The 25990-nt window shown below is 68.1% G+C and carries 30 protein-coding genes; 16 read left to right on the top strand and 14 right to left on the bottom strand.

What is annotated here, in order from left to right; translation table 11 throughout:
• A partial coding sequence (locus WEE69_10595) for an LLM class F420-dependent oxidoreductase (protein ID MEX1145741.1) occupies positions 1-217 on the top strand: 217 nt, incomplete at its 5' end.
• Between the two features lie 81 nt (positions 218-298).
• Here WEE69_10595 and WEE69_10590 read toward each other — a convergent pair.
• Together WEE69_10590 and WEE69_10585 are read right to left on the bottom strand one after the other, a co-directional pair.
• The gene (locus tag WEE69_10590; GenBank protein MEX1145740.1) at positions 299-1846 is read right to left on the bottom strand and encodes an acyl-CoA synthetase; all 1548 of its coding nucleotides are present in this window, start codon (positions 1844-1846) and stop codon (positions 299-301) included.
• A gap of 75 nt (positions 1847-1921) precedes the next feature.
• A complete protein-coding gene (locus WEE69_10585) occupies positions 1922-3583 on the bottom strand; it encodes an acyl-CoA synthetase (GenBank protein ID MEX1145739.1) in 1662 nt (553 codons plus the stop codon).
• 35 nt (positions 3584-3618) lie between these two features.
• Here WEE69_10585 and WEE69_10580 point away from each other — a divergent pair, with 35 nt between their 5' ends.
• Genes WEE69_10580 through WEE69_10535 form a run of 10 tightly spaced genes read left to right on the top strand, consistent with a single transcriptional unit; the run spans position 3619 to position 10515 of the window.
• The gene (locus tag WEE69_10580) at positions 3619-4425 is read left to right on the top strand and encodes an SDR family oxidoreductase (GenBank protein MEX1145738.1); all 807 of its coding nucleotides are present in this window, start codon (positions 3619-3621) and stop codon (positions 4423-4425) included.
• Positions 4426-4430: 5 nt separating this feature from the next.
• The gene (locus WEE69_10575; GenBank protein MEX1145737.1) at positions 4431-5210 is read left to right on the top strand and encodes an SDR family oxidoreductase; all 780 of its coding nucleotides are present in this window, start codon (positions 4431-4433) and stop codon (positions 5208-5210) included.
• Between the two features lie 36 nt (positions 5211-5246).
• Positions 5247-6254 (top strand): CoA transferase, encoded by a 1008-nt coding sequence (locus tag WEE69_10570; protein ID MEX1145736.1) that lies wholly within the window; start codon positions 5247-5249, stop codon positions 6252-6254.
• The gene (locus tag WEE69_10565; protein ID MEX1145735.1) at positions 6254-6439 is read left to right on the top strand and encodes a hypothetical protein; all 186 of its coding nucleotides are present in this window, start codon (positions 6254-6256) and stop codon (positions 6437-6439) included. Before WEE69_10570 ends, WEE69_10565 begins: the two co-directional genes overlap by 1 nt.
• A gap of 21 nt (positions 6440-6460) precedes the next feature.
• Positions 6461-6751, top strand: a complete 291-nt coding sequence (locus WEE69_10560) for a hypothetical protein (GenBank protein MEX1145734.1) — start codon at positions 6461-6463, stop codon at positions 6749-6751.
• Between the two features lie 56 nt (positions 6752-6807).
• Positions 6808-8013 (top strand): cytochrome P450, encoded by a 1206-nt coding sequence (locus tag WEE69_10555; protein ID MEX1145733.1) that lies wholly within the window; start codon positions 6808-6810, stop codon positions 8011-8013.
• The gene (locus WEE69_10550) at positions 8010-8759 is read left to right on the top strand and encodes an SDR family oxidoreductase (GenBank protein ID MEX1145732.1); all 750 of its coding nucleotides are present in this window, start codon (positions 8010-8012) and stop codon (positions 8757-8759) included. The genes WEE69_10555 and WEE69_10550 overlap by 4 nt, the downstream gene beginning before the upstream one ends.
• The gene (locus WEE69_10545; GenBank protein ID MEX1145731.1) at positions 8756-9520 is read left to right on the top strand and encodes an SDR family oxidoreductase; all 765 of its coding nucleotides are present in this window, start codon (positions 8756-8758) and stop codon (positions 9518-9520) included. The genes WEE69_10550 and WEE69_10545 overlap by 4 nt, the downstream gene beginning before the upstream one ends.
• The gene (locus WEE69_10540) at positions 9517-10191 is read left to right on the top strand and encodes a carboxymuconolactone decarboxylase family protein (GenBank protein MEX1145730.1); all 675 of its coding nucleotides are present in this window, start codon (positions 9517-9519) and stop codon (positions 10189-10191) included. The genes WEE69_10545 and WEE69_10540 overlap by 4 nt, the downstream gene beginning before the upstream one ends.
• Before the next feature lie 6 nt (positions 10192-10197).
• On the top strand, positions 10198-10515 hold the full coding sequence (locus WEE69_10535) for a hypothetical protein (protein MEX1145729.1): 318 nt from the start codon (positions 10198-10200) through the stop codon (positions 10513-10515).
• 6 nt (positions 10516-10521) lie between these two features.
• Here the strand turns inward: WEE69_10535 and WEE69_10530 are convergent, their stop codons facing one another.
• The 6 genes from WEE69_10530 to WEE69_10505 form a co-directional block, all read right to left on the bottom strand.
• Positions 10522-11952 carry a fatty acid--CoA ligase family protein gene (locus WEE69_10530; protein ID MEX1145728.1) on the bottom strand — a complete coding sequence of 477 codons (1431 nt, stop codon included), beginning with the start codon at positions 11950-11952 and terminating at the stop codon, positions 10522-10524.
• A 34-nt stretch (positions 11953-11986) separates the two neighbouring features.
• Positions 11987-12130 carry a hypothetical protein gene (locus WEE69_10525; GenBank protein MEX1145727.1) on the bottom strand — a complete coding sequence of 48 codons (144 nt, stop codon included), beginning with the start codon at positions 12128-12130 and terminating at the stop codon, positions 11987-11989.
• 8 nt (positions 12131-12138) lie between these two features.
• On the bottom strand, positions 12139-12264 hold the full coding sequence (locus tag WEE69_10520) for a hypothetical protein (protein ID MEX1145726.1): 126 nt from the start codon (positions 12262-12264) through the stop codon (positions 12139-12141).
• Positions 12265-12285: 21 nt separating this feature from the next.
• Complete coding sequence (locus tag WEE69_10515) at positions 12286-13407, bottom strand: phosphotransferase family protein (GenBank protein ID MEX1145725.1); 1122 nt, start codon at positions 13405-13407, stop codon at positions 12286-12288.
• A gap of 96 nt (positions 13408-13503) precedes the next feature.
• A complete protein-coding gene (locus tag WEE69_10510) occupies positions 13504-14646 on the bottom strand; it encodes a CaiB/BaiF CoA-transferase family protein (GenBank protein ID MEX1145724.1) in 1143 nt (380 codons plus the stop codon).
• Between the two features lie 4 nt (positions 14647-14650).
• Positions 14651-15274 carry a PaaI family thioesterase gene (locus WEE69_10505; protein MEX1145723.1) on the bottom strand — a complete coding sequence of 208 codons (624 nt, stop codon included), beginning with the start codon at positions 15272-15274 and terminating at the stop codon, positions 14651-14653.
• A 176-nt stretch (positions 15275-15450) separates the two neighbouring features.
• Between WEE69_10505 and WEE69_10500 the strand changes: the two genes are divergently transcribed.
• Positions 15451-16629, top strand: a complete 1179-nt coding sequence (locus tag WEE69_10500; protein ID MEX1145722.1) for a steroid 3-ketoacyl-CoA thiolase — start codon at positions 15451-15453, stop codon at positions 16627-16629.
• Positions 16630-16655: 26 nt separating this feature from the next.
• On the opposite strand, the gene WEE69_10495 is transcribed toward WEE69_10500, so the two are convergent.
• The 6 genes from WEE69_10495 to WEE69_10470 all read right to left on the bottom strand — a co-directional run bounded on the left by WEE69_10495 (position 16656) and on the right by WEE69_10470 (position 22180).
• On the bottom strand, positions 16656-17447 hold the full coding sequence (locus tag WEE69_10495) for a hypothetical protein (protein MEX1145721.1): 792 nt from the start codon (positions 17445-17447) through the stop codon (positions 16656-16658).
• A 41-nt stretch (positions 17448-17488) separates the two neighbouring features.
• Positions 17489-17653, bottom strand: a complete 165-nt coding sequence (locus tag WEE69_10490) for a hypothetical protein (GenBank protein ID MEX1145720.1) — start codon at positions 17651-17653, stop codon at positions 17489-17491.
• Complete coding sequence (locus tag WEE69_10485) at positions 17637-18188, bottom strand: alpha/beta fold hydrolase (protein MEX1145719.1); 552 nt, start codon at positions 18186-18188, stop codon at positions 17637-17639. The genes WEE69_10490 and WEE69_10485 overlap by 17 nt, the downstream gene beginning before the upstream one ends.
• Positions 18189-18209: 21 nt before the next feature.
• Positions 18210-19331: a nitronate monooxygenase family protein gene (locus WEE69_10480; protein MEX1145718.1), complete on the bottom strand. Its 1122-nt coding sequence runs from the start codon at positions 19329-19331 to the stop codon at positions 18210-18212.
• A complete protein-coding gene (locus WEE69_10475; protein MEX1145717.1) occupies positions 19328-21088 on the bottom strand; it encodes an acyl-CoA synthetase in 1761 nt (586 codons plus the stop codon). The genes WEE69_10480 and WEE69_10475 overlap by 4 nt, the downstream gene beginning before the upstream one ends.
• 66 nt (positions 21089-21154) lie before the next feature.
• Positions 21155-22180 carry an LLM class F420-dependent oxidoreductase gene (locus WEE69_10470; protein ID MEX1145716.1) on the bottom strand — a complete coding sequence of 342 codons (1026 nt, stop codon included), beginning with the start codon at positions 22178-22180 and terminating at the stop codon, positions 21155-21157.
• A gap of 76 nt (positions 22181-22256) precedes the next feature.
• On the opposite strand from WEE69_10470, the gene WEE69_10465 reads away from it, so the two are divergent.
• The 4 genes from WEE69_10465 to WEE69_10450 are packed head-to-tail and all read left to right on the top strand — an operon-like array spanning position 22257 to position 25964.
• Positions 22257-23369, top strand: coding sequence for a Rieske 2Fe-2S domain-containing protein (locus WEE69_10465; protein MEX1145715.1), 1113 nt, complete (start codon positions 22257-22259; stop codon positions 23367-23369).
• On the top strand, positions 23366-24163 hold the full coding sequence (locus tag WEE69_10460) for a methyltransferase domain-containing protein (GenBank protein MEX1145714.1): 798 nt from the start codon (positions 23366-23368) through the stop codon (positions 24161-24163). The genes WEE69_10465 and WEE69_10460 overlap by 4 nt, the downstream gene beginning before the upstream one ends.
• A gap of 26 nt (positions 24164-24189) precedes the next feature.
• Positions 24190-24783, top strand: a complete 594-nt coding sequence (locus WEE69_10455) for a helix-turn-helix domain-containing protein (GenBank protein ID MEX1145713.1) — start codon at positions 24190-24192, stop codon at positions 24781-24783.
• A gap of 8 nt (positions 24784-24791) precedes the next feature.
• Positions 24792-25964, top strand: a complete 1173-nt coding sequence (locus tag WEE69_10450) for an acetyl-CoA acetyltransferase (GenBank protein MEX1145712.1) — start codon at positions 24792-24794, stop codon at positions 25962-25964.
• The last annotated feature ends 26 nt before the right edge of the window (positions 25965-25990 follow it).

The following is a 25990-nucleotide window of genomic DNA, read 5'->3' as shown; positions in this document are numbered from 1 at the left end:
CTCTGCGCAGCAGGCCGGCGAGACCCGCGAGATGATCACCGGCATGGCCGGCGCGGAGTTCGTGGCGGGCTGCACGATCGGCACTGACGACGAGGTCGCCGACCAGGTCGCCGCGTCACTCGAAGCCGGCGTCGACTACCCGATCTTCAATCTTCCGTTCGCCGACGCCGCCACGGTGAAGAGAGTCGGCGAGCTTCTGACCACTCGGTTTGCCTGACGGTCCGAGCGCCTGGGCAGGGCTCGTTGTGCACTCCGTGTCGCTCGGCGCAACACACTGCACAACGAGATCGTCAACCCGTCAGATTGCGCGCTCGCGACCCTCCCAATAGGGATCGCGGAGCTTGCGCTTGTAGAGCTTGCCGTTCGGATCGCGCGGCATCTCGGTCGTGAAGTCGATCGAGCGCGGGGTCTTGAACTTGGCCAGCCGGTCCTTGCACCACTCGAGAATCTCGGCTTCGAGGTCGGGGCCGCCGTCGGCGCCGTCGATCGGCTCCACCACCGCCTTGACCTCTTCGCCCCAGTCCTCGTGGGGGATGCCGAACACCGCGACATCGGCAACCTTCGGGTGCATGATCAGCTCGCTCTCGATCTCGGCGGGATAGATGTTCGCGCCGCCGGAGATGATCATGTCGGTCTTGCGGTCCGAGAGGAACAGCCAGCCGTCCTCGTCGAGGTAGCCGACGTCGCCGACCGTGAAGAACTTGCCCTTTCGGCTCTTGTCGGTCTTGTCCTTGTCTTTGAAGTACTCGAAGTTACCCGTCATCATGTGCATGTAGACCGTGCCGATTTGGCCGGCGGGAAGCTCGTTGTCGTTGTCGTCGAGAATCACGACCTCGGAGATCGGCCACGCGCGACCGACGGTGCCGGGGTGCTCGAGCCACTCGTTGGCGTACACGATCGTGCCGCCGCCCTCACTCGCCGCGTAGTACTCGTCGATCACCGGTCCCCACCACTCGAGCATCTGGTGCTTCACGGCCGGCGGGCACGGCGCGGCGGCGTGCACCATGTGACGCAGCGACGAGACGTCGTACTTCTTGCGAGCCTCCTCAGGGAGCCCGAGGAGCCGCACGAACTGGGTCGGCACCATGTGCGTGTTCGTGACGCGGTACTCGTCGATGAGCCGCAGCATTTCGTCAGGCGTCCACTTGTCCATGATCACGAGCGTGTGGCCGATGTGGATCGCCGAGCCCGAGAACACGAGCACCGCGGTGTGGTACAGCGGCGAACCCACGATGTGCACGTTGTCGTCGAACGGCTGGAGCCCGAACATGAAGAGCATGCCGCCGAACCCGCCACCGCCGGTCTCGGGATCCACGCCGGGAAGCGGGCGACGCACGCCCTTGGGCTTGCCCGTCGTGCCCGACGTGTAGTTCATGACGAGCCCCGCCTGCCGGTCGGCGGGCAGGTCGGTGGGGTGCCCGGCTTTGAGCTTGTCGTAGGCGCGGAAGCCGGGGATGTCACCGCCGACGGCGAAGCGTCCCTCGACGGGGAAGTTGATCTCGTCGGCCGCGGCGGTGGCTTCCTTCTCGAACCGGGCGTGCGCCACGAAGACCTTCGCCTCGCAGTCGTTCACGATGTACGCGATCTCGGGGCCGACAAGGTGCCAGTTGATCGGAATGAGATAGAAGCCGGCTTGGCCGACGGCAAGGAACAGCTCGAACACCTCGACCGAGTTCGGCAGCAGCATCGCGAGGGCGTCGCCTGGCTCCAGCCCCATCGCCCGGAGGCCGTGCACCAGCTGGTTGCACGACGCGAGCAGCTCACCCGCAGCGACGTGCCGCTCCTCGGCATCGACGATCGCCAGATGATCAGGATTCGCCTGCGCGATCTGCCAGAAGCCGACCATGCTTTGCTCCGCTCCCACTCCGCTATTTCCGCTCACTGCGTTCGCTCCGTTCGCTCCGCTCGCTCCGCGGCGAGGTCACTCGCTTCGCTCGATCGCCGCCTCAGTGGCGAGGCGCTTGGCCCAGCGGTAGTCGGGCTTGCCGACGGGGGTGCGGGGGATCTCGTCGGTGAGATGCAGCTGACGCGGGTGCTTGTAGCGCGCCAACCGGTCGTGACAGAAGTCTTGGAGATCGCCCAACGTCACCGCGGAACCGGCGCGGGGCGTGACGATCGCAGCCACGCGCTCTTGAAAGCGCTCGTCGGGCACACCGACGACGACCGCGTCGTACACGTCGGGGTGCGCCTTGAGCACCGCCTCGACTTCCTCCGGGTACACCTTCTCGCCACCGGTGTTGATGCACACGGAACCGCGGCCGAGCAGGTGCAGCGTGCCGTCGGCGTCGATCAGGGCGGAGTCGCCAGGGATCACCCAGCGCTCACCGTCGGGGTCGACGAGGAACGTCGCCGCGGTCTTGGCTTCGTCCTTGTGGTAGCCGAGCGGGATATGGCCGCGGCGCGCCAGCAGTCCGACCTCGCCGGATCCCGGCGCGACGGGGCGGCCCTCGTCGTCGAGCACGTTCGTGGTCTCGTTCATCGTGAACTTGGGGCCACCGCGCTCGAGGTCGAGCACCGTGCCGGCGTGGCCGGTCTCCGACGCGCCGAAGCTGTCCATCACCTTCGCGTTCGGCAGGCGCGCCTGGAGCTGCTCGCGCACCACAGAAGAGAGGATGGCGCCGCCCGAGCCGATCACCGCAACCGACGACAGGTCGTGGCTCGCGCCGGGTTCCGCCAGCGCGTCGGCGAGCGGCCGAGCCATCGCGTCGCCGACCACCATGATGGATGCCGCGCGCTCGCGCTCGGCGAGGCGCAGCACCCGGTCGGCGTCGTAATGGTGGTCGCAGTTGAGCACGACCGTGTTGCCGGCGAAGAAGTTGATGAACGACGCCCACTGACCTCCGCCGTGCATCATCGGCGCGTTCACGATCTGCACGGTCATCGCATCGTCGGCGTTGACCCGGGTCGCCAGCTCCTCGGCACTGGTGATCGGCGGCTGGCCGAAGCCGCCCCCGCCGAGCGCAGCGAAGAAGATGTCCTCCTGGCACCACAGCACACCTTTGGGCAGACCGGTGGTGCCCCCCGTATAGAGGATGTAGAGGTCGTCGGGGGAGCGAGGCGCAAAGTCCCGTGCGGGCGACGCCTGGGCCAGCGCGACCTCGTATTCGACCGCGCCGAGGTCGGCGATCGCCTTCGCCGAGGCTTCCTGCTCGTCAAGATCGCCGCTCCCGTCATCGAGGACGACGAGGTGCTTCAGCTTCGGGCACGCGTCCCGCAGTTGGGCCAGGACAGGAGCGAAGGCGCGCTCGAAGACGAGGGCCACGGCGTCGGAGTTCTCGAACATGTAGCGCAGCTCGTCGGCGACGTACCGGTAGTTGACGTTGATGACCGATGCCCGGGCCTTGTAGATCCCGAGCTCGGCCTCGACCCATTCCGCCCGATTCCAAGCCAGGACCGCGACCGGGTCCCCTGGGGTCACCCCGGAGTCGAGCAGGTGGTGGGCCAGCCGGTTCGCCCGCTCGTCGAGCTCCCCGTAGGTCCGGCGTTGGTCGCCGGCGACAAGGGCGAGCCGGTCGGGGCAGGTGTCGACGACGATCTCGAAGAGATCGGCGAGGTTGAAGTGCATGGCCAAGAAGTAGAACATGTTCCACTTAGGCGATGCCAGCAGCAGGGGGAAGCGTGACGGCAGCAGTGGACACCACCGGATTGCTTGCCGATCGCGTCGCGATCGTGTCGGGCATCGGGCCGGGCATGGGCCGTTCGATCGCGCTGGCGCTGGCTCGCGCCGGAGCTGACGTGGCGCTCGGCGCACGCAACGAAGCGAAGCTCCGTGATGTGGCCGCCGAGGTCGAAGCGCTCGGGCGCCGTGCGCTGTGCGTTCCGACAGACATCACCGACGTCGGTCAGTGCCACCGTCTCGTCGACACCGCGGTTACCGAGCTCGGCCGCCTCGACGTGCTGGTGAACAACGCGTACGCCGAGGAGGATTGGCGCGACCCGTTCGACGGCTTCGATCCCGCGCGCTGGCGCACGCCGATCGATGTGAACGTGTTCGGCACGCTGCAGCTGTGCCAAGCGGCGGTTCCGCGCATGAAGGTTGTCGGTGGGGGATCGATCGTCATGATCACCACGCTCTCGGTGAAGAACCCGATCCCGCTGCTGGCGGGCTATGCGGCGTCGAAGCGTGCTCTCACGACGGCGGCGCAGGTGATGGCGAAGGAGCTCGGCGGCGACGGGATACGCGTCAACTGCGTCGCGCCGGGGCACATCCTCGGCGACCCGTTGCGGGAGTACTTCGCGTGGAACGCGGAGCAGCGCGGGATCAGCGCCGATGCCGTCGCCGAGGAGATCAAGGCGATGAACCCGCTCCATCACATCCCCAGCCCCGACGAGATCGCCCAAGCGGTCCTGTTCTTCGCCGCCGACCTGTCGCGTGTCATCACCGGTCAGACGCTCGACGTGAACTGCGGCCGGACGATGGACTGACTCGCATGCTTCTCGAAGGGAAGGTGTGCATCGTCTCGGGCGTCGGTCCCGGACTTGGCAAGGAGATCTCGCTCGCGTTCGCACGCGAGGGCGCCGACGTGGTGCTCGGCGCACGCACCGAGTCGTACCTGCTCGAGGTGCAAGGCGAAGTGGGGCGGCTGGGGCAGCGGGCGGTGAGCGTGCCGACCGACATCACCGACACCGAACAGTGTCAGCGCCTCGTCGAGACCGCCACCAGTGAGCTCGGGAAGCTCGACGTGCTCGTGCACAACGCGTTCGCGCCCGACGTGTTCCAGCCATTCGAGAGCGTCGACCTGGACGCATGGCGCCGCATCATGGAGGTGAACCTCTTCGGGAGCCTCAACCTCACGCACGCGGCCATCCCCGTGATGAAGTCGCAGGGCTCGGGATCGATCGTGTTCGTGAACTCGATGATCCAGCGCAAGGTGCTGCCGCTCCAGGGCGGCTACGCCACGTCGAAGGGTGCGCTGATCACGGCCGCGCAGGTGCTCGCAAAGGAGCTTGGAGCGCACGGGATCAGGGTGAACTCGATCGTGCCGGGTTGGATGTGGGGCCCGAGCGTCGAGATGTACTTCTCGATGATGGAGAAGCAGACGGGGAAGTCGCCGCAGGACAGCTACGACGAGATCGCGTCGCAGATCCCGCTCCGGGAGATCCCGCCCGACGAGGATTGTGCGAACGCCGCAGTGTTCTTCGCCTCAGACATGTCATCAGTCATCACGGGGCAAGCGCTCGACGTGAACGGCGGGGAGGTCTTTCGTTGACGAGGCTGGTATTCAGTTGACAAGGATGGTCTTTCGTTGAGCGTCGAAGTCGCCGAACGAGTGCTCGACCTCGCGGCGAGTGCGCTGGGTCATCGATTGGGGGTGGACGGACCGGCGCTCCTGCGTGAGCGTGCCGAGATCCTCGAGATCGCGCCGAACGGCACCGTGTCGGCCGGCGGCACCTGCCGCTTGCTCCCGGCTGCCGACGAGCGTTGGATCGCGGTGAACCTGGCTCGCCGATCCGACATCGAGCTCCTCGGCGCGTGGATGGAGCATGACTGGAGCGGCGCGCCATGGGACGCCGTGTCGGCGCACTTGGTCGAAGTCGATGCGGACACCGCCGTCGAGCGAGCGCAGCTGCTCGGCATCCCCGCGGCTGTGGCCGTCGAGGCGCCAGAGGGCACACCAGTGCACGTGACACGCGGTGCGCCTCGGCGAACGGGCGGCGGCGAAACAGTCGTCGTCGACCTCTCGGCGCTCTGGGCCGGGCCGCTGTGTGCGCGGCTCCTTGGTGGTACGGGTGCGAGGGTCGTCAAGGTGGAGCTCGCAGGCCGACCCGACGGCGCACGTGGCGGCGACCCAGAGTTCTGGGAGCGATTGAACGGCGCCAAGGAGCAGCGCACCATCGGCGTGCCGGACGTCGTGCGTCTGCTGGACGACGCCGACGTGGTGGTCACCTCCGCGCGCCCGCGTGCGATCGAGCAACTCGGGCTCGACCTCGAGCGCCGTGCGATGCACGAAGGCCTGATCTGGGTTGCGATCACCGGCTACGGCATGGCGAACGAGTGGCGTGACCGCGTCGCGTTCGGAGACGACGCCGCGGCAGCGGGTGGCCTCGCGGTGGCCGCCGGCGGCTCAAACGCGCCGGTGTTCGTGGGCGATGCCGTCGCTGATCCGTTGGCAGGTCTCCATGCTGCGGGCGCGGCGAAGGAGCTTGTCGATCGGGGTGTCGGAGGAATGCTGGACGTGAGTATGCGCGACACCGTCGCGGCTGCGCTGACCAGCGGGAAGTACGCTCCGCACCGAACAAGGGAGAGTGTGTGATGGCGCGCATTGATGTTCCGGACGGCGATCAACCGGAGATCTACCGAGTGTGGTCGCTGCGACCCGAGCTCGGGGAGCCGGTCGCCGTCCTGTCCGACGCGGTCTACAGCAAGAGCAAGCTTCCTGGCCGTGTGCGTGAAGCAGTGCGCATGCGGATCGCGCAGATCAACGACTGCCCCATCTGACTGGGTTGGCGGATCCCGCAGTTGCGGGAACAAGGCGTCACCGAGGACCTGTATGCACACGTGGCCGAGCACCGGGATAGCCCGGAGTACTCCGAGGCGGAGCGCGTCGCGATCGAGTACGCCGAGCGGTTCGCGCTCGACCATCTCAACATCGACGACGCGTTCTTCGAACGGTTGCGCGCGTCGTTCTCTGATGCCGACGTGCTCGACCTTACGATCTGCATCGCCGACTTCCTCGGCTTCGGGCGCCTCACCCAGGTGCTCAAGCTCGACGTCGCGTGCGACGTGCGGCTCCCGGAGCGAACGGAGTGAGTGCAGGGAGCTCACCCAGTGAGCGAACGGCCGCGGGCCGGGTATCCCGGGCCGCAGTGAGCGAGCGAGACAAGCCGGACCTCTTCGATCTCAGCCTCTTCGAGTCGGGTCCGCCGCACGAGGTCTTTCGGCGGCTGCGCGAGGAATCGCCCGTGTGCTTCCTCCCGGAGCCCGATGGTCCTGGCTACTGGGCGGTGACGGGATACGACGACGTGTTCGAGGTGTCGCGCCACCCGCAGCTCTTCGGGTCGAATCCCAATACGATGATCAAGGACGTCGACGGCGACGGTGGCGGTGCCGGCGAGATCATGCTGAACCAGGACGCGCCTCGTCACACCCAGCTGCGCAAGCTCGTGAACCGCGGCTTCACGCCCCGGCAGATCACGATCCTGGAGCCGCGCATCCGCGAGATCGTGAGTCGCCTGCTCGACGCGGCGGCGGCCAACGGCGCGTTCGATCTCGTGACCGAGGTGTCGGTCGAGCTCCCGCTCCAGGTGATCGCCGAGCTCGTGGGCGTGCCCGAGGACGAGCGGCACACCGTGTTCGCATGGACCGAGAAGATGATGAGCATCGACGATCCCGACCTCGGCGGGACGATCGACGATGCACGAGCTGCGATGGCGGAGATGTTCGCGTACGCCGACCGACTGTGTGGCGAGCGCACTGGTGGTGACGGCGCCGATCTCCTCAGTGTGCTGCTCGCGGCCGAGGTCGACGGCGACCGCCTCACGCAGATGGACGTGGACCTCTTCTTCATGCTCCTCATGAATGCTGGAAGTGAGACGACGCGCAACCTCGTGACGGGCGGGGTGAACACGCTGTTCGAGCATCCTGAACAACGAGCGCGCCTGGCGGCCGATCCGGAGCTTCTGCCGTCAGCGATCGAGGAGATGTTGCGGTGGGTCACTCCCGTCATGCATTTCCGCCGTACTGCCCGTGCCGACACCGAGCTCGGCGGCCAAGCGATCAGCGCCGGCGACAAGGTGGTCATGTGGTACGTGTCGGCGAACCGCGACGATGCAGCGTTCGAGCATCCCGACCGCTTCGACGTGGGGCGCACGCCGAACGACCATGTCGCGTTCGGCGCCGGTGGCCCGCACTTCTGCCTGGGTGCGAGTCTGGCGCGGCTCGAAGCTCGCGTGATGTTCGAAGAGCTTGTCACCCGGTTCCCCGATCTCGAGCCAGCCGGGCCGCCGCGCCGTCTCCGCTCCAACTTCATCCACGGCATCAAGGAGCTCCCCGTTCAGATCCCGTCGGCGTGACGACGACGAGGCTCGACGGTCGGGTCACCGCAGTCACGGGGGCCGAGCTGCCCCTCGCCCGCGGTCTCGCACTCGCGCTCGGCCGTGCCGGTGCCTCCGTCGCCCTCCTCGGCGATGCACACGAGCTAGCTCCCGCTGTAGCCGACCTCGAAGCGGCCGATGCTCGCGCCGCGGCCATCTCGGCGGACTGGTCGTCGCGCGATTCCGCCGATGACGCGCTCGGTCTCGTCGCCGACGCCCTCGGTCCGATCAACGTGCTGCTGCACGCGGCAACGCCCACGATTGCCTTCGAGCAGTGCGACTTCGCCGACGTGGACGACGCGCGGTTCGAAGCCGTCTGGGAGATGTCGCTCCGCGGCACACTGTTCCTGCTCCAGGCGGCGTTCCCGCATCTGCGCGGCCGCGACGGGCGCGTGCTCCTGGTGACTCCGACGGTGTCGATGTCGGGCGCGGCGCGTCTCGTGCCCTACACGGTTGCCGTCGAAGCCCAACGCGTGTTGATCAAGGCCGCCGCGCGTCAATGGGGTCCGGACGGCATCACACTCAACTGTGTTGCGCCGGCACCGGAGCACGTCCCGATCGGCGTGGAGTCCACGACCGTCTCACTGGCACCGGCTGCCCTCGGTGGGCCAGGTGACGCGGAGCAGGACCTCGGACCGCTGGCCGTGTTCCTCGCCAGCGACGCGTCGCACTTCGTCACCGGCGCCACGATCAGCGCCGACGGCGGAGTTTGGATGGCACCGTGAGTCGCTTGACCGGCCGCACCGCTATCGTCACCGGCGCCGGGCAGGGAGTGGGCTTGGGCATCGCGCACGCGTTCGCAGCCGCAGGCGCCAACGTGGTGATTGCGGCCCGCCGCGCCGAGACCGGCGAGCCGGCCGCCGATGAGATCCGCGCCCGCGGCGGCGAAGCGACGTGCATCGTCACCGACGTGACGAGCCGAACCGAAGTGGCTGCGTGCGTTGCGAAAACAGTGGAGCGCTACGGCGCGCTCGAGATCATGGTGCACAACGCGTTCCGCGGTGGCACGCCGCATCGCCTCGAGGAGGTCGGGCTCGATCTGTGGGAGGACAACTCGCGTACTGCCGTGTGGGGCTCGTTCTATAGCGCAGTGCTTGCCTACCCACATCTGCGAGACGCAGGTGCAAAGGGAAGATTCATCCTGCTCACGTCTCCCGCAGGGGTCGAAGGCAGCGTGAACATCCCGCTCTACTCGGCGGTGAAGGCCGCGCAGCGGGCGATGACGAAGAGCCTGTCGAAGGAATGGGGCCCGCGAGGCGTCACGGTGAATGCCATCGCACCCGTAGCCGAGACCCCCGCGCTCGCGGGGGCATTCGCGGAGAACCCGGTGTTGAAGGAGCGGGTCGAGGCACGAGCTTCGCTCCGGCGCATCGGTGATCCCGAGCGCGACATCGGCGGGGTGGCGGTCTTCCTCGCCAGCGACGAAGGTGGATACGTGACGGGCCAGACGATCGTCTGCGACGGCGGCAGCTTCATGGGCCTGTGACTGACCGCGGCGCCACCTTCGACGAGGTCCTCGACCGGCGTCCGGACCTGGCCGGGCCGTACCGCGACTTCATCGGCGTGTTCTGGGCGCGCCGCCTGATCGACCCGGTGGTGCTCGAGCTCTGCCGGCTGCGCGTCGCCCAGCTCCTCGGGTGTGAAAGCGAGCTCGCGGTCCGCACGCGCCCCGCGGTCGAAGCCGGCCTCACCGACAAGCACGTCTCGCGCTTGTCCGAGTGGCCGACTGCGGAGTGTTTCACCGACGGGCAACGCGCCGCGCTCGGCTACTCCGAACAGTTCGTGCTGGACCCTCACGGCGTGGACGATGCAATGCGCGCCGACCTGCATGAGCACTTCAGCAGCGCCGAGGTCGTCGCCCTCACCGAAGCGCTTGCGCTCTTCGATGGCTTCACCCGCTTCCAGCGTCTCCTCTGTGGTGAAGCCCACAGCGACGCGCAGGCGGGGATCGTGGATCCACCGGCGCCGGGGTCCCCGCTGGAGCTGCCGACCGACGCCGATCCAGCGATCACCGCGAGCCCGCTCGGCGAGCAGCCGGAGACGTTGGCTGCGTTCCTTCGTCTCTACGGCACGCTCTGGAGCCACGGCACCGTCCCACAACCCCTCAAGGAGATCGCGCGCATCCGCAACGCGCGCATCACCGACTGCGGTTACTGACGGAACGTGCGCTTCGCGGTCGCGAAGCAGCAGGGGCTCACGGAAGCGCGCGTCGCACTTGTCGACGAGGGCTTCGAGGCCAGCAAGCTGACCGATCTGGAGAAGGCGGTCGTCCGCTTCACCGACGTGTTCCTGGGTGGGGGAGCCGAGTACCCGGACGCGCTGCGCACTGAGATGGCGGAGCACTTCGATAAGGGACAAGTGGTCGAGCTTGCGATGGGCATCGCGCTCTTCATGGGCTTCTCGAAGATCGCCATCTCGATGGGTCAAGCACCGGCGGACATGCCGACGATGGACGTCCGCACCCCCGACTGGTCGCCGTAACCCGACTCAGAGCGCTTCGAGCTCGGCCTTCACCTCGCGGCGCAGGATCTTGCCGGTCGCGGTGTGGGGGAGCTCTTCTCGCACCGCGATCGACTCGGGGGTCTTGAGTGATCCGATGCGGTCGTGCACGAATGTGCGCAGCTCGTCGGCGGTCACGCTGGCATTCGCACGGAGGGACACCATGGCGGCGACCCGCTCGCCCCACTCTTCGTCGGGCAATCCGACGACGGCCGCCGACGACACCGCGGGATGATGCAGGAGCGCGTCCTCGATCTCAGCCGGCGCGATGTTCTCGCCGCCACGGATGATCGTGTCGTCCCCGCGACCCTCCACGAAGAGGTACCCCTCGGCGTCGACGCGACCGCGGTCCCCGGTGTGGAGCCAACCGTCGCCGTCGCGTTGGGACCCCTCGCCGACATAGTCGCCTGACACCTGCGCGCCGCGTACGAGGATCTCGCCCGCTTCATCGGCGCCGACCTCGCCCCCGTCGACATCGACGACGCGAACCTCGATACCCGGGACCGGACGACCGACCGACGAGAGTCGAACGCGCGCGCGAGCGTCGTCGGCAAGGGCCGCGCGGTGATCGTCGGGTCCGAGCACGCTCACAGTGCTGCTGGTCTCAGTGAGCCCGTAGGCGTTCACGAAACCAACGTCTGGGAGCAGGCGCAACGCCCGCTCCAGCACTGGCGCGGGCATCCGCGCCCCTCCGTACGCGAGGTGCCGGAGCGCGGGGAGCGCCGCGTCGGGGTCGTCTTCCATGACCGCGACGATGCGGGCGAGCATCGTGGGGACCACGAACGCGTGCGTCACGGCCTCGCTGCGCGCGGTGGCGATCCAGTCCTCTGCCGTGAACCGCGCCAGGGGCACGATCCGCCGACCCGCGTAGGTGGAGCTGAGCACCGCCGTCACGCCCGCGATGTGAAACGGGGGCACCGAAACGAGCACCGCTTCGCTCTCGTCAGCCGAAGCGAACTCGACCGTGTTGAGCTGATACGCGAGCAGCTGATCGTGGGTGAGCACGGCCGCCTTGGGCTCCGCCGAGGTACCGCTGGTGAACAACACCACGGCGGGTCCGTCGGGCTCGTCCGGGAACGCCCGCCCCGCGTCCATCGGCATCTCGAGCCAGAGGCTCTCGGCGACGGCAGCTGGTGAGAGTCGCTCGAGCAGCTCCTCGCGGGCGGTGTCGGGGAGCCGGTAGTTCAGAGGCGCGTACGCGGCTCCGGCCCATGCGGCACCGAACAGCGCGGCCGGCACGAGCGGCGACGTCTCGTGCACCAAAGCGACGGTGTGTGCGCCGGCGCGCTCCACGTGGGCGCCCACGCCGGTTGCCACCTCGCGCAGGCGTGTGAACGTCAGCCCATCCGCGCTGGATCCGAAGGCGACGCGGTCGCCGAAGCCGTCGGCGGCCATCTCCAGGAGCATCGCGATGTTCACGCCGACGACTCCCGATCCTGTCGTGTCCGCGGTGTCAGTCGGACGACGGCAGCGGCTTGGCCTGTGCGACCTCCATCGGCTGCCCGTGACAGGAGAGGTCCCCGTCGCCCGCCTTCGTGACGAGCACGGTGGCTTCGCACGTCGGGCACTGGTAGCGCTTCCCGAGCTGGTTCGGCACGATTCGCCTCAGCCCTCTCGCGGAGCCATGGGCGCGTCGCAGCACGACACGTCGGTGTCGGTGGCCTTCACCACGATGATCTCGGTGCCACACGTGCCGCAGCGCAGCCGGGCACCCACGGTTGTTCCAGCCATGCGGGCGACAGAGTATCGGCGTCAGTCGGCGCCGGCGTAGTTGGACATGCCCGGGCCCGGTTGGGGGAGGTCGAGCATCTCCGCGAGCACACGGGTCACGGCGTTGTTCTCGGCGACGTCGTTGTCGGGCGGGAGGATCTCGAACTCGACCAGGAGCTTGGCGATGCGCATCATCACGACCGCGAAGCGCAGACCCCCGAACATCTCGTAGAACTCGAGGTCCCGTGCCGTACGCCCGCTGACCTTCTCGTAGTGAGCAATCATCTCTTCCCGCGTCGGGAAGCCCTCCATGCGCGGGGCAGGCATCCCCTCGTGGAAGTGGCGGTCAAGGAAGAGCCACCACGCGAGGTCCATCATCGGGTCCGCGAGCGTGACCATCTCCCAGTCGAGCACCGCGACGACGCGGAAGTCGGGGCCGAAGAGCTGGTTGTTGATGCGCGCGTCACCCCAGCACAGTGTGATCTCGGGGTCACTGGCCGGCGCGTGGGCCTGCACCCATTCGAGCGTCGCTGCCGCAATAGGGGGGGCAGGCTTGTCGGGGTTCGCCCACTCGAACGATCGCTCGTAGTAACGGAGCTGCTGCTTGAAGCCGAGCGCGCCGTATTGCGGCTTGTCGAGGAACTCCAAGCCGAGCGCCCTCCAGTCGACGGCGTGGACCGCAGCGAGCGCCTCGATCCCGCTCTCCACCAGTGTTCGTCGATGCTCGGGCTTTGTGTCCTCGAGCAGCCATCCCGAGATCGTGTACGGGGGCGCGTCCGCCGGCACGATGCCGTCGATCTTGCCCATGACGAAGAAGGGCGAGCCGAGGATTCCGGCGTCGGGCTCGTACCACTTGATCGGAGGGACGGGCACGTTCGTGTGTTCGGCGAGAGCAGACAGCACCCGGTACTGCGATTCGAAGTCCTGCTCGAGGAAGACCGTGTGGTGGATCGGCTTGGGCCGAACGACGAGCCCTTCCGTGTGACGGGTGCCGTCGGTGCTCCACGACGCATCGAAGATGAGGCTCTCGTTCGAGAAGCCCGTCGAGCCTGGTCCGCCGATGGGGCCGACGTCGACGTCACTCGCGCCGGGGATCTTCGTTGCCAGCCAGGCGGCGAGGATGCCGCGGGCCTGCTCGAGGTCGCGCTGCTCGGGGACCGGCATCTCATCTCCCGCTCTCGGCGCGGCGCGCCGGGCCGCACTTCTCCACTTCGGCGACCGCTGAGTGGGCGCAGGGTACCTGCGCCGCGGACACTTGCTTCAAACGACTACTCCCAATCGGACGAGCTTGTCGACTTCATCGCGATCGAAGCCCCAGCTCGAGAGCGCATCCGAGGTGTTCGCACCCGGATGCTCCGGCGGAGTGGGAGTCGGCGCGGAGGTCCGTGAGAACCGCGGTGCCGGCGCGGGCTGGGGCACGCCCCCCAACTCCAAGAACGTGCCGCGCGCGCGGTTGTGCGGATGGGCCCGCGCCTCGTCCGGCGTCAGCACCGGCGCGATGCATGCGTCGCGTCCGTCGGCGAGCGCGCACCATTCGTCACGGGTGCGGGTCGCGAAGATCGACGCGAAGCGCTCCTTGAGTGCAGGCCAGCTCACCGGGTCGTCGCAGTCGGGAAGCTCGGTGGGGTCGAGGCCGAGCACGTCGAGCAGTGCCGCATAGAACTGCGGCTCGATCGCGCCCACCGCCACCCAGCGCCCGTCCGCAGACTCGTAGACCTCGTAGAACGGTGCGCCGGTGTCGAGCAGGTTCGTGCCGCGGTCACCCCAGAAGCCCGAGGCGCGCGCGGCGTAGAACGGCGTCAGCATCAGCGCCGCGCCGTCGACCATCGCGGCATCGACCACCTGCCCCTTGCCGCTGTGCTCGCGTTCGAAGAGCGCAGCCGCGATTCCGAGCGCCAAGAGCATGCCGCCGCCGGCGAAGTCGCCCAGGATGTTGATCGGTGGCGTGGGCGGCTGGCCCGCCCGGCCGAGCGTTTCGAGTGCACCGGCGACCGCGATGTAGTCGATGTCATGGCCCGCCGCGCTCGCGAGTGGTCCATCCTGACCCCACCCCGTGAGCCTCCCGTACACGAGGCGCGGGTTGCGAGCGCACGCGACATCGGGCCCGATCCCGAGGCGCTCGGCCACACCGGGCCGGAACACCTCGAAGAGCACATCGGCCGCGTCGGTGATCCGTAGCACCGTGTCGACTCCCTCGTCGGTCTTGAGGTCGACCCCGATCGCTCGTTTCGAGCGGTGCATCGCGTTTGTCGCGGGCTTCGTGTGATCGGTTGCGCGCGCCACCTCGGCGCGGTCCACGCGCAAGACGTCGGCACCGAGGTCGGCGAGCACCATGCCGCAGAAGGGTCCGGGACCGAGCCCGACGAGCTCCACCACCCGGATCCCCGCCAGTGGTCCAGCCATTGCGTCAGATTCCGTGAAACGTGGCGTCGGGGACGGTCACCATCACGCCCTCGGCCTCAGCCGTGACCTTGCCGTCGACCAGGAGGCGAGCGCTCGCGTGGATGCGACGGTCCTCGATACCGTCGAGCGTCCCCTCGAACTGCACGGGCACGTGCAGCGGCGTCGGCGCGAAATAGCGGACGGTGAGGGTGCCCGTGAAGAACGCCTTGCCCGAGAGGGCCGCGGCTGCGCCGACCACCTGGTCGAACGCGGCGGCGATGAAGCCGCCGTGCACGCGGCCCGGGGGTCCCTCGTATTGGTGCCCGTAGATCGCGGTCGCGCACGCTCCGTCACGGTCGCGGCTGAGGGCCATCGGCGGGGCGAGCGGGTTCGATGGGCCGATCATCGGGTGTGACTCGAGGATCGCGGTGTTGTCGCCGCCGAGTTGGACTCCCGGCGTCCCGTCGTATCGAGAGGTGCGCGCGTGCGGCTCCAGCGTGTCCGCGAGCCGCTCCAGGCTGTCGGCCGCAGCCTCCAGATCAGGCGCCGGGGCGCTGCCGTTCACGGTCGCCGCGATGATCCGACGGGTGGCGAGTGTGGCTCGGCGAGCCGCGGCGACGGCCGGGGTCACGTCGCGGTCTGGGTGCACGTACAGCACGGGATGAGGGGTCGGCGGGGCTTTCGGGGCCGGCTGGGGTCTTGAGGGAGGAGTGGATCCGTCGATGGGAGTCAAGGTGCGGCGGATTCTAAACTGACGCCCCGTCACATGAACCGTGGCGCAGGACGCTGACAGGTGTTCCTCTACGAGGTGGAAGGACCGTACGCATGGGCCAGCCGGTGATGGTCGAGGCTGTTCGCACACCGATCGGCAAGAAGAACGGCTGGTTGTCCGGCCTGAAGGCCACGGAGACGCTGCGCCACGCGCTCGAGCACGTCATCGCGCGCGCCGGTATCGATCCGGCAACCGTTGACGAGGTCGTCGGTGGGTGTGTGACCCAGGCGGGCGAGCAGGGCTCGAACGTCACGCGCAACGCATGGCTCAGCGCCGGTCAGGACCGGCTCCCATACTCGACCGCGTGCACCACGGTCGACACGCAATGCGGGTCGGCACAGCAGGCGAACCATCTCGCGGCAGGTTTGATCGCCGCGGGTGGCGCCGACATCACGATCGCGTGCGGCGTCGAGCAGATGAGCCACGTGCCGCTCGGCGCGAACGTCTACAACGGTCCCGGGAACGGTCGTACCGAGCCGTGGCCGTGGGACGACCCGCCCAATGGCCAATTCGGCGCGGCGGACCGCATCGCCGACAACCGCGGGATCACGCGCGAGGACCTCGACGAGTGGGGCTTTCACTCCCAGCGCAAGGCGAAGCAGGCGTGGGACGAGGCTCGTTTCGAGCGCGAGGTTGCGCCGATCGAGACGCCGGTGCTCGGTGACGACGGCGAGCCGACGGGTGAGACGCAGCTCATTTCGCGCGACCAGGGTCTACGCGAGACGACGATGGAGGGTCTCGCCAAGCTCAAGCCGGTCGTCGAGGGCTACAAGCACACGGCTGGCTCGTCGTCGCAGATCTCCGACGGGGCCGCCGCCGTCCTCTGGATGGACGAGGACAAGGCGAAGGCGTTGGGGCTCAAGCCGCGCGCCAAGCTGCTGCACCAGCTCGTGACCGGTTCCGATCCGTACTACCTGCTCGATGGCCCGGTCGACGCCACCTACAAGATGCTCGACCGGTCCGGCATGGCGATGAGCGACTTCGACGTGTTCGAGATCAACGAGGCGTTCGCCGCGGTAGTGCTGTCGTGGGCGCAGGTGCACAAGCCCGATCTCGACCGGGTGAACATCAACGGCGGCGCGATCGCGCTCGGTCACCCCGTGGGCTCGACGGGTGCCCGGCTGATCACCACCGCCTTGCACGAGCTCGAGCGCTCCGACAAGGAGCTCGCGTTCGTCACGATGTGCTGCGGCGGCTCGATCGGCACCGCGAGCATCCTCCAACGCCTTTAGCCTGCGTTCGAGCGGGCAGCCTCGAGTTAGGTCGTGGTGGTGGTCGAGGACGTCGACGTCGTCGGCGGTGGGGCCGGCTCGAGCGACGGCTGGATCTCGGCGTCATCCGCGAGCTCGAAGATCGTCAACGGGTCGACCGTGTCGAAGTCGATGGCATCGAGCGTGTCGCGCTGGAACACGAGACGCACGACGCGGATCGTTGCGTCCGGGTCGTCGGGATCGGGGAGAAACGCGCGCAAGATGATGGGCTCGTCGCCGATCCGGTCGTATCCCTGGACGATGCGCAGGATTGCGCTCGCCTCCTCACGTGCCGCGTAGCGCTGCTCTTCTTCGGAGAGCGTCTCGTCGAGATCCCACGACACGCGCACGAAGTCGTCCGCGTTGTAGGTGACGCGCACGCGCGGCGGCGTATCGGGCGGTGGCGGCTCTTCACCGCCGAGCAGGGTCTCCTCGAGCAGCGCTTCGAGCTCTTCGGCGACGGTCGGCGGGCTCGTGGTGGGAGTGGTCGGCGCAGTCGTCCCGGTCGTCGGTGGGGGCGTGGTGGGCACGACGACCACGGTCCCTGGGGTGACGCCGGTGGGCGGGGTCACCGGCGGCGGCTGCGGCGCCGTTCCGAGCGTGGACGGGAGGTTTGGCGGCAACGTGACCAAGGTCGAGCTCGACGTCGAGGTGCTCGGCTGGTTGGGTCCGACGGAGATGTTCTTGCCCTTCTTGTCGTCGCCGCTGATGAGGCTCACGGCGAGGAACGCAATCAGCAGACCGCCGCCGAAGACCCCGGCGAGGATCGCCATCGCTCGCTGCTGCGGTTGGAGTGCCATGGTGCCAATCGACGGTAATCCTCAGCGGAGGAGAATCCGTGTCAGCCGGCGGCGGCCCAGTGCGCTTCGATGGCTTGGGCGGTCTGGTCCGGGTGCTCGAAGATCGCCCAGTGCCCGCCGTCGAGGACCTCGAACCGCGCGTTCGCCGCGGCAGCGGCGGTCTCACCTCGCGTCGGCTTCGCAAACGAGTCATCGCGACCCCACAAGATCAGCGCGGGTCGCGCGCGGCCGCTCGCCGGGGTCCCATTCGGTACCGACATCGATCGCCGAGCGGTAGAGCTTCAGGATCGCCTGCTTCATCCGATCGTCGACGCTTCGGGCACAACCGACAGGATCCGGATGCCCGGCGTCACGCATCACAGGTTCGACCACCTCGGGCGTCATCATCTCCATCACCTGCTCACCGACCTCGGGTGTCTGCCACTGCTGCGCAAGGTCGTGCCACTGCAACGGCCCGCTGACCGCGCCATCGCACAGCGTGTACGTGCGCACGAGCTTGGGGTGGATCGTGGCGATTCGTTGCACGAGCATCGATCCCCAGTCGTGGCCAACCAGATCGACCGGCTCACCGAGCGCGTTCGCTTGGTCGGCGACCCAGTCCGCGTAAGCCTCTTTCGTGCACGAGAAGCCGTCCGGCACCGGCGCGCCGAAACCCGGCAGCTGGAGCGCGACGACGTCGTCACGCGCGAGCTGCGCGAGCACGAGATCCCACAGCCCGCTCGTGTCGGGAACACCGTGCACGAAGACGGCAGGCAGGTCGAGCTACTCCTCGTCGCGCAGCTTGTCGAGCCGCTCCGTCACCTCGACGAACTCCTCGATCAGGTCGAACACGACGTCGCGCACCGGGCGCACCGCATTCATCCGGCCCACGATCTGTCCAACCGGCATGCCCTGGAGCTCGCGGTTCTGTGCTCGAGCGATCCGGCGCTGCGCTTCCGATGTCGCCATGTACTGGAGGGGCATCGGGAGGTAGCCCGGTGAGTCGGGCCCCTCCCACGCGTCGGTCCACGCGGTGCGGAGCTGACGGGCCGGCTTGCCGCTGATCACTCGTGAGCGAACGGTGTCGCGCGAGTTCGCCGCCAGCAGCTTGTCCATGACAAGGGGAGCGGTGCCGCTCTCCGCCGTCGTCAGCCAGATCGAACCGGTCCACACGCCTTCTGCACCGAGTGCGATCGACGCGGCCATCTGTCGACCGCTGCCCACGCCGCCGGCTGCGAGCACCGGCACGCGGTCGCCGACCGCGTCGACGACTTCGGGCACGAGCACCATCACGCCGACGTCGCCGGTGTGGCCGCCGGCTTCGTAGCCCTGCGCCATGATCATGTCGACGCCCTGGTTCACCTGACGCTCGGCTTGCTGCACCGAGCCGATGAGGGCGGCCACCTTCACGCCGTGCTCGTGTGCTTCGTCGACGATGTCCTTCGGCGGGGGGCCGAGCGCGTTGACCAGCAGCGCGATCGGGTGCGCGAGCGAGATGTCGACCTGGGGGCGTGCGCCTTCGTGCGTCCAGCCGAGGAGCCCGCTGCCGATGTCCTCGTCGGCCGGGAGTGGCGGCACGTTGTGGTCGTTGAGCACCTTCTCGATGAAGTCCTTGTGCTCCTGCGGGATCATGTCGGCAAGCTGCTCGGCCATCCGGTCGGGGTCGAGATCCCCACCTTGACCCGCGTAGCTCGCGGGCATCACCACGTCGACGCCGTAGGGCTTGCCGTCAACGTGCTCGTCGATCCAGTTGAGCTCCATCTCGAGCTCTTCTGGTGTGAACGCGAGCGCACCGAGCACGCCCATGCCGCCGGCCTTGCTGACCGCGGCGACCACGTCACGACAGTGGCTGAACGCGAAGATCGGCAGGTCGATGCCGAACATCTCGGTGGCGCGCGTTCTCATCTGTATTCGCTCGCTCTCTGCGGGTCGGGCACCAACCCGCTGGTCGACTCCGCAGGCTCCGTCTCCTGGGTACCAAGCGGCAAAGCCGCTGGGTGCCCGACCCGCGGTCGTTCGCTCGCTGGCGAGCTCACTCGCTGATGCTCGTTCGCCGCGATACTTGCAGCCCAGCGGTAGTCGGGCTTGCCGCTCGGGGATCGTTGGATGGTGTCGACGATGTGCAGGGCTCGAGGCACCTTGTACCCGGCGATCAGGGTTCGACAATGCTCCTGGATCGACTCCAAGGTCGGCGCCGCGCCGTCGCGAAGCTGCACGACCGCGACCACACGCTGGCCCCACCGCTCGTCGGGCACGCCGACGACCGTGCAGTCGTAGACATCGGGGTGGGACTTCACCGCGCCCTCCACCTCTTCCGGGTAGATCTTCTCGCCCCCGGAGTTGATCGAGACCGAACCTCGTCCGAGGATCGTGATCGTGCCGTCGACCTCGACGGTCGCGTAATCGCCGGGGATCGAGTAGCGCGTGCCGTCTTGCGCTGTGACGAAAGTCTCGGCCGACTTGACCGGGTCCTTGTAGTACTCGAGCGGGATGTTGCCCTTCCGCGCGAGCTTGCCGATGACATCCGAGCCCGCCGGCACGACCCGTAGGTCTTTGTCGAGCACCACGGTGTCCATGATGGGCGTCACGGTCGGCCCGCCCTTCATCGCGGTCTTGCCCTTCTGAACCATCGCGTACCCGTTCGAGCCGCTCTCTGACGCGCCGACGGCTTCGGCGATGACGAGGTTCGGGAACCGATCGATGAACTGGTCCTTCACGGAGGGGGAGAAGAGTGCCGCGGTGCTGCCCAACGAGAACCACGACGACAGGTCGACATCAGCCAACCCGGGTTCGTCGAGCGCTTCGAGGAGCGGGCGCGCCATTGCGTCGCCCGTGATCATCACTGCGTTCACCTTCTCTTCGGCGATCAGCTCCCACACCCTTCGTGGCGCGAACTTCGCGACCAGCACCGTCTTGTTCCCGCGGAAGGCGCCGCCCATGACGCCCCACTGCGTGGCACCGTGCATGAGCGGGGCGATCGGGAGCATCGTCGAAGGGGCGCCGGCCAATGCTTGCTCGACCAGCGCGCCTGGGTGCGTGAGGCGCGTGTTCGCGACCGGGTCGATGCCCCCGCCGAGTGCGAAGAAGACGTCTTCGTGGCGCCAGACCACGCCCTTGGGCATGCCGGTGGTTCCCCCCGTATAGAGGATGTACCGGTCGTCGCCGGATCGGGGTCCGAAGTCGCGTTCCGGGGATCCTTCCGCCAATGCGGTCTCGTACTCGGTCGAGTCGAGGCCGCTGAGATCGGCGCCGGATCCGTCCTCGAGCACAACCGAGTGCGTGAGCATCGGAAGGCGGTCGAGCACGCCGCGCACCCGGGGTGCGAACTCGCGTTGGTACACGAGGGCCTTCAGATCGGCGTTGTCGAAGAGGTACGCGAGCTCCTCCTCGACGTAGCGGTAGTTGATGTTCACCCACACTGCCCGCAGCTTGAACACCGCCCACAACGTCTCGACCCACTCGACCGAGTTGTAGGCGTAGATCCCGACGTGGTCGCCGGCGCCAACGCCGCGCGCCGAGAGGTGGTGCGCGAGCCGGTTCGCGCGTTCTTCCATCTCGGCGAAGGTGCGGCGCTCGCCCTCGCACACGAGGTAGTCGCGATCACCGAAGTGGTCGACGGCGTGCTCGAAGAGATCAGCGAGGTTGTACTGCGGGTCCTTCATCCGGCCGCGAATCTACGCCGGGACCTGACGACCCGTCAGAACTGGCCAAGCCATGGCACGCAGGGGCTAGCGGGTGAGGTCGGCGAGGAAGCGCATGGTGTCGGGGTCGGTTCCTCCGACGAGCAGCCTGGTGACCGGAGTCTTGCGCCACGGCTCGAGGCGTTCGGCGATGCGCTCTTTGGGTCCGACGAGCGAGATCTCGTCGGCGAACGCGTCGGGCACCGCCATGATCGCCTCGTCGCGCTTGCCCTCGAAGAAGAGGTCCTGGATGTGGAATGCCTCCTCCTCGTACCCCATGCGCGCCATCAGCTCGGTGTGGAAGTTCTTCGTCTTCGCGCCCATACCGCCGATGTAGAAGCCGAGTGCGGCCTTGATCGGCCACAGCGCGTTGCTCACGTCGTCGTCGACGCTGACCGACACGTTCACCGAGATCTCGAACCCCGGGTGCGCGTCGACCAGCTGCGCCTCGTAGACCTCGGGTCGGTACGGCGAGAAGTACAGCGGCACCCAGCCATCAGCGATCTCGACCGCGAGCGCCACGTTCTTGGGCCCCTCGGCGCCGAGGAAGATCGGGATGTCGCTGCGCAACGGGTGCGTGATCATCTTCAACCGCTTCCCGAGACCCATCGCATCGTCGCCGCGGTACGGGAGGGGATAGTGCGGTCCGCCCGACTCCACAGGCACGTCCCGTGCCAATGCCTGACGGACGATGCCGACGTACTCTCGCGTGCGGGCGAGCGGCTTCGAGAACGGCCGCCCGTACCAACCTTCCACGACCTGGGGGCCGCTCACCCCGATGCCCAGGCACGCGCGGCCTTCCGACAATCCGTCGAGGGTCATCGCGTGCATCGCCATGGCGGTGGGAGTGCGGGCCGAGATCTGTGCGATCCCGGTGCAGAGCTTCACGCGCGACGTGGCGGCCGCGACGGCGGCGAGCGGGGAGAAGGCGTCGGAGCTCCATGACTCGCCGGTCCAGACCGAGTCGAAGCCGGCGTCCTCGGCCTCTGTGGCGAGCGCGGCGAGCTCGCGAGCCGGGCGCGGCTGTGCGGTCCAGTACCCGAGCTGGAGGCCCAGTTTGAGGTCGTCGGCCACGGGCTCAAAGTAACGCGGGCGGGCGGCTCTGCCCGATCCTGGACACCTGTCCAGAGTTCCTCTACGTTGCCAGGACATGTCCGAGGCCTTCACCACCGCGCTCTCCGCTCGCATCCGATCGTTCGAAGGCCAGACCCCGCTCCAGGCGCTCTCGCAGGGCGGACCGACCGAGCCGAGTCCCATGACGTCGCTCGAGCGGTTCCCGTACTACCGGGCGTTTCCGTTCGCCTGGTACTTCGCGGCCTACTCGGAGGAGCTCGCGGTCGGACAAGTGCGCACGGTGCGATGGCTTGCCCGCGACCTCGTGATCTGGCGGGACGAGGATGGCGCTGCGCACGTGATGGACGCGTACTGCGCGCACATGGGCGCGCACCTCGGATACGGCGGCCGCGTCGAAGGGTGTCACCTCGTGTGCCCGTTCCATTGGTGGGAATACGACGGCGATGGGCAAAACGTGCGCATCCCGTACGCCGACCAACCAAATCGCAAGGCGCGCATCCGTTCGTACCCCACGATCGACCGCAACGGGTTGATCATGCTCTGGTATCACCCACGCGGTGAGGCCCCGATGTGGGACATCCCCGAGCTCGCCGAGGCGAACGATCCCGGCTGGACCCCGTACCTGCGAGCCGAGTGGGACGTGCGCTGCCCGTGGCAGGAGATGGCCGAGAACGGTCCCGACTACATCCACCTGCGGACCGTGCACGGCGCGGCTGACGTGCCCGAGGTCGAGAGTCTCGAGTACGACGGCCACGTGTCCCGGCTGCGGTCGAAAGTGAACTTCACGACGCCGCGCGGCCCGCAAGCGGGGCGGATCGATACCGACTCCTGGGGACCGGGCTTCGCAGTCGCGCGCTTCTCCGGGATCACGCCGGCGCTGTTCGTCAACCTGACGACCCCTGTCGACTGGGAGCGCACGCGCTCGATCAAGCTCTACAAGCTCCAGGTCCTTGGCGACTCCGACGAGGCGCGCGCTCGTACCGAGCGCGTCGGAGATGCCCTCGTGCGCGACTTGCGCCGCCAGATGGAGGAAGACGTCGTGATTTTCGATCACAAGGTGTGGGTCGACCCGCCGGCACTCGCGCCCGACGACGGCCCGATCGTCCGCTTCCGCAGGTGGGCGCGCCAGTTCTACGTGGACGGAGATCCGCTGGCAGCCGGCCGCAGCGACGAGGCGGCTCCACGGTGACGGCCGACCCCGACGCCAGCTACACGATCGCCGAAGACGACGAGACGACGGCCCGTGAGCACACCCGGCTGCGCGTGCTCGCGCGTTGGCGGGACCCGTTCACCATCGAGGCGTTGCGCGCGACCGGGATCTCCGCCGGTTGGCGTTGCCTCGAGGTGGGTGCCGGAGCCGGGACCATCTCGGCGTGGATGGCGGACGCAACCGGACCGACGGGCTCAGTGCTGTCGACCGACATCGACCTGCGCTTTCACGCCGAGCCTCCTGACAACGTCGAGGTCCGCCAGCACGACATCACGAGCGACCAATTGCCTGACGACTCTTTCGACCTCGTGCACGTGCGCGCCGTGCTCCAGCACGTTGCCGCGCGGGAGGCCGTGCTCGACCGGTTGGTGCGCGCACTGCGACCGGGTGGATGGCTCGTCGCCGAGGAGTCCGACATGCGTGCCTTCGAGGCGCAGCCACTGCCAGAGCCGCTCGGCGCGCTTCACCGGTTGGTGTGCGTCGCCTCGGCCAGCCAGGAGTACCGCGACCCGAACTTCGGGACGAGCCTCCTCGCGCAGTTCCAGGACCGCGGCCTCAGCGACCTCACCGCGGTCGGGCACGCCGACACGATGCGGGCCGGCGAAGACAGCTCGGAGTGGTGGTTCCTCGCGGTCGAGTACATCCGCGATCGCCTCATCGATGTCGGCGCGTTCGATCCGGCGGAGCTCGACGCCGCGCTCGCTCAGGCGCGGACACCGGGATTCGTGATGCTGGGTCCGCTCTCGATCCAGGTGCGGGGCCGGAAGCCGTGATCGCGGGAGTGAAGGTGGCTGCGCGCGTGCTGGCACGGCGCCCGCTCCGCTCCGACGCCGCGGCTACTCGCCAGCGGATCATCGACGCCGGCGCGGCCCTCGCCCGGTCTCGGTCCATCGAGGTCCTCACGATGCGGGACATCGCCAGGAAGGCGGGCGTGTCCACGGCCACTGCGTACACGTACTTCGCATCGAAGGAGCACGTGTACGCCGAGGTCTACCTCGTGGGCGTACACACGCTGTCCGAGCGGCTCCGAGCGCGTCCGCCGCGGGGTGCGACCGCAGCGGACCGGGTGGCGAGCGTGTTCCGTCGCGCCGTCGAAGGCGCAGCCGGCACGGGTGGCGTGGTGCAGGCGACCGCAATCGCGCTGGCGTCTTCCGACCCTGCGGTCGCTTCTGTGCGCCCACTCGCCGACGAGGCGTTCGATGAATGGATGACGATCGCCCTGGCCGACGCGCGCATCTCGGACCGCGCCGCGACGGTGCAGGCGCTGCAGCTGATCATGTTCTCGGCGTTCGTCGCCGTCGCGCACGGCCGACTGACCCTTGCCGAAGTCGGCCGACTGCTCGATCTCTCGGTCCGTCGAATGGTGATCGAGACGGCCGGCGTGCCAACCTGAGCGGCCCTATGGACCGCACACCCGTGATCATCGGCGTCGGCCTCTCCGAGTACCCGGTGGCGCCCGACCTCGATGGCGTTCAGCACCACACACTCGCGGCGCAACGGGCGATCGCCGACGCCGGCATCGAGAAGTCCGAGATCGACGGCTACGTCAACGCGGGCGGCGGTGGCGGGATGATGGTCGACGACGCGGTCACGATGGCCGAGTACCTGCGCATCGACCACAAATACATCGACGGCACGATGACCGGTGGCTCGTCGTTTGAGTTCCACGTGCAGCACTTGGCGGCAGCAATACGCGACGGCCTGTGCGATACCGCACTCGTCACCTACGGCTCCGATCAGCTGTCGCGCATGGGTCGACGGCTCGGGACCGGCGGCTTCCAGCGGGCCGGCCAGCGGGTGTCAGGCCCGATGCAACACGAGGCCGCGTACGGGAACTCCCTCGTCGGCAGCTACGCGATGCACGCGATGCGCCACATGCACGAGTTCGGAACGACGTCCGAGCAGCTCGCCGAGATCGCGGTGGGTGTGCGCGAGTACGCGATGCTCAACCCGAAGGCGATGTATCGCGATCCGATGACCGTCGATGATGTCATCAACTCGCGCATGATCGCCGACCCGCTCCACAAGCTCGACTGCTGCGCGATCACCGACGGTGGTGGTGCGTTCATGATCACGACGGCCGAGCGCGCGAAGGACCTTCCCCAACCGCCGGTGTACGTGCTCGGTGCTGCCGGCGCGCAAACGCATTGGAACGTGTCGCAGCAGGTCGACTTCACCACCTGCGCCGGCGCCAAAGCCGCGCCGATCGCGTTCGGGCAGGCGGGCATCACGCATGACGACGTCGACATGCTGATGTTCTACGACTCGTTCACCATCACCTGCCTCATCTTGTTGGAGAGCCTCGGATTCGTGAAGCAGGGCGAGGGTGGGCCGTTCGTCGCCGAGGGGAATCTCAAGTTCGGCGGCAAGTGGCCGCTCAACACCGACGGCGGCGGACTCTCGTCGTGCCACCCCGGCATGCGCGGCATCTTCTTGATCATCGAGTCGGTGCGGCAGCTGCGCGGTCAAGGCGGCGAGGCCCAAGTGCCTCATTGCGAAGTCGCGCTCGCCGCAGGATCGGGCGGGTGGCTCTCGTGCATCGGTGTGGCGATCCTCGGGAGGAACCACCCATGAGTCGCGCTGGCGAACGGTCCGCAGGA

The sequence above is a fragment of the Acidimicrobiia bacterium genome (assembly GCA_040881685.1).
Taxonomy (GTDB): domain Bacteria; phylum Actinomycetota; class Acidimicrobiia; order IMCC26256; family PALSA-555; genus SHVJ01.
The sequence above is the reverse complement of the archived record's forward strand: the minus strand, read 5'-3'. Positions and strand labels throughout refer to the sequence as shown.

Excerpts from the sequence above, each read along its gene's own strand:
- WEE69_10510 (MEX1145724.1), bottom strand. The coding sequence starts at position 14,646 with ATGGCTGGACCACTGGCGGGGATCCGGGTGGTGGAGCTCGTCGGGCTC.
- WEE69_10500 (MEX1145722.1), top strand. The coding sequence starts at position 15,451 with ATGGGCCAGCCGGTGATGGTCGAGGCTGTTCGCACACCGATCGGCAAG.
- WEE69_10515 (MEX1145725.1), bottom strand. The coding sequence starts at position 13,407 with ATGCCGGTCCCCGAGCAGCGCGACCTCGAGCAGGCCCGCGGCATCCTC.
- WEE69_10565 (MEX1145735.1), top strand. The coding sequence starts at position 6,254 with ATGGCGCGCATTGATGTTCCGGACGGCGATCAACCGGAGATCTACCGA.
- WEE69_10585 (MEX1145739.1), bottom strand. The coding sequence starts at position 3,583 with ATGTTCTACTTCTTGGCCATGCACTTCAACCTCGCCGATCTCTTCGAG.
- WEE69_10495 (MEX1145721.1), bottom strand. The coding sequence starts at position 17,447 with ATGGCACTCCAACCGCAGCAGCGAGCGATGGCGATCCTCGCCGGGGTC.
- WEE69_10590 (MEX1145740.1), bottom strand. The coding sequence starts at position 1,846 with ATGGTCGGCTTCTGGCAGATCGCGCAGGCGAATCCTGATCATCTGGCG.
- WEE69_10575 (MEX1145737.1), top strand. The coding sequence starts at position 4,431 with ATGCTTCTCGAAGGGAAGGTGTGCATCGTCTCGGGCGTCGGTCCCGGA.
- WEE69_10450 (MEX1145712.1), top strand. The coding sequence starts at position 24,792 with ATGGACCGCACACCCGTGATCATCGGCGTCGGCCTCTCCGAGTACCCG.
- WEE69_10465 (MEX1145715.1), top strand. The coding sequence starts at position 22,257 with ATGTCCGAGGCCTTCACCACCGCGCTCTCCGCTCGCATCCGATCGTTC.
- WEE69_10480 (MEX1145718.1), bottom strand. The coding sequence starts at position 19,331 with ATGAGAACGCGCGCCACCGAGATGTTCGGCATCGACCTGCCGATCTTC.
- WEE69_10475 (MEX1145717.1), bottom strand. The coding sequence starts at position 21,088 with ATGAAGGACCCGCAGTACAACCTCGCTGATCTCTTCGAGCACGCCGTC.
- WEE69_10520 (MEX1145726.1), bottom strand. The coding sequence starts at position 12,264 with ATGGCTGGAACAACCGTGGGTGCCCGGCTGCGCTGCGGCACGTGTGGC.